The organism is Burkholderia sp. Ac-20384 (genome assembly GCF_017104605.1).
Taxonomy (GTDB): Bacteria; Pseudomonadota; Gammaproteobacteria; order Burkholderiales; family Burkholderiaceae; genus Burkholderia; species Burkholderia lata.
On the sequence record NZ_JAAGPE010000586.1, the window covers coordinates 1 to 2138 of the forward strand.

Below are 2138 nucleotides of genomic sequence, written 5' to 3' on the forward strand. Positions count from 1 at the left end.
TTCGGTGCGCAGGATCAGGTTCGTATTGGTGCCGACCACCGTGTTCAGCGTGTCGAGCGAACGCAGCATCGTGTACAGGTGCGGGTTGCCCGCATAGCTCTTGCCGTAGATGTCGGCCGCATCCTTGCGCGATTGCGCTTCGATGCCGGCCGCTTTCACGTTCGCGTCGGCCAGCGCGATGCGCGCGTCTCGCTCGGCGTCCGAGCGGATCTGCGCGGCCTCGCGATTGCCGTCCGCGGTGCGCTGCGCGGCCACGGTCTCGCGTTCGGCGCTCATCCGGTCCACCGTCGCCGCGAGCGTGACGGCCGGCAGCGTGAGCCGTTCGAGCCCGACCTGGGCGACACGCACGCCGTACGCCGCATAGAGCTGCGCGTCGATCTGCCGGCGCAGCGCCTCTTCGAATTCGCCGATCTTCACCTGGGCCGGGTCGGTGTTCACGAGCGACGCGAGATCGTACCCGGCGGACGTCGTCTGCAGCGCGGAGCCGACGAGCGAGCGGATCTGCCGCGCCGCTTCGTCCGGCTCGTTGCCGACCGCGCGCATGAAACGCCCGATGTCGCGCGCATCGGCCGGCACGCGCCACGCGACGTAGGCCTCGACGATGATGCGCAGCCCGTCGCGGGTGCCGACGTCCTGCAGGCCGCTCGACGTGGTGTGCAGGCGCAGGTCGACCGGTGTCACCGCATCGATCGGCGCAGGCAGGCGCCACGCGAGCCCGGGTTCGAGCAGCACGCGCACGGGCCGCCCGAAGCGCGTGATCACCGACGCCTCGCCGGCACGCACCTGCACGAAGCTCGCGACCGCGAGTGCGACCAGCACGCACAGCACCGCGACGATGACGCGCAGGCGGAACGCGCCGGGCGGCTGCGGCGCACCGTGATGCGCGTGATGAGGGTGGTCGTGGCCATGGCCGTGGTGCGCATGATCATGCGCGTGCGAATGAAACAGACTCACGATATCGCCCCGGGTGCGGCGTCGCCCGCGTGCGGTGCAGCGGCACGGCATGTTGCCGTGCTGCGCCGCCCGTGCGGATCACGCCGCGACATGTCAATGGATGCCGGCGAGATCGCCGGCAGGAGTATTGCGAAGATCGACGGTCGCCCGCGTGCCGTCGGCAAGCCGGTCGTCGATGATCGTCATGCGTGCGTTGCGCAGGCCGCGTTGCAGCCGGTCGAGGTAATACTCGAACGGAAACGCGGGGCCGCCGAGCCGGTACGCGACCAGGTCGGCGTCGAAATCGATCTGCTGCACGCGCGCTGACGACACCGTGTCGCCGGCCTGCGCTTCCGCATGCGCGACCCGTTCGAGCGCCTGCTGCTGCGCGTTGCCGAGCAGGCCGGCCGCAAAGCCGCGCGCCTGCGCGACGCTGCCCTGCGCGCGGATCTGCGCGGCCTGCACGTCGTGGAAGGCGGCAGCCGCACCGGTCGGCGGATGCACGCTCTCGATCACGACCGCGATCACGTCGACGCCGCTTTGCAGCCGGTCGAGCTGCTGCTGGATCGCGCGCTTCAACTGGTCCGCCATCGCGGCCTGATTGGTTTCCAGCAGCGATTCGAGCGTATGCGAGGCGAGGTAGTGCACGAGTTCGCGATTGGCGCTCGTGCGCACCGTGCTTTCCGGGTCGATCGTGCGATAGAGCGCCGCGCGTGCCGCGGCATCGGTCAGGCCGAGCCGGTAGTCGACCCGCACGTCCGCGTTGACGATCTGGAAATTCTGGCGGTCGCCGTTCGCGCCGGCGATCACCTGGGTGGTTTCCCACGGATGCGGCACATCCCACAAACGGTCGAGGCGTTCGGGCGTCGGGCCGTCGGCCGGCACGGGCGTCGTATCTGCGCTGCCGTCGTTCGCGCTGCCCGCGATCGCGACCTGGTGCACCGCGCCGTTGTCGACGATGCGCGCGCGCCCGAACGGCCAGGGCAAGCCGACGTGCAGGCCCGGCTGCCAGACCGCGACCGGCGCACCGAACCGTTCATAGACCGCGCGCTGCTCCGGGTTCAGCACGACGACGGCGGTGAGCAGCCACGCACACGCGACGGTAGCGGCGAGCGCGCCGGGCAGCAGCCGCACGAAGCTGCGCCAGCCCCAGCTCTGCCGCAGGTCGATGCCGTAACGATGGCGCAGCTCGGCGCCGAGCGACG

The 2138-nt window shown here is 70.7% G+C and carries 2 protein-coding genes; both read right to left on the reverse strand.

Features of this window, described 5'->3' with window-relative positions:
* On the reverse strand, positions 1-954 hold a 954-nt coding region (locus G3O00_RS41965; RefSeq protein ID WP_346779035.1), incomplete at its 3' end, for a protease modulator HflC.
* A 93-nt stretch (positions 955-1047) separates the two neighbouring features.
* The coding region (locus tag G3O00_RS41970; protein ID WP_206146524.1) for a protease modulator HflK at positions 1048-2138 on the reverse strand (1091 nt) is incomplete at its 5' end.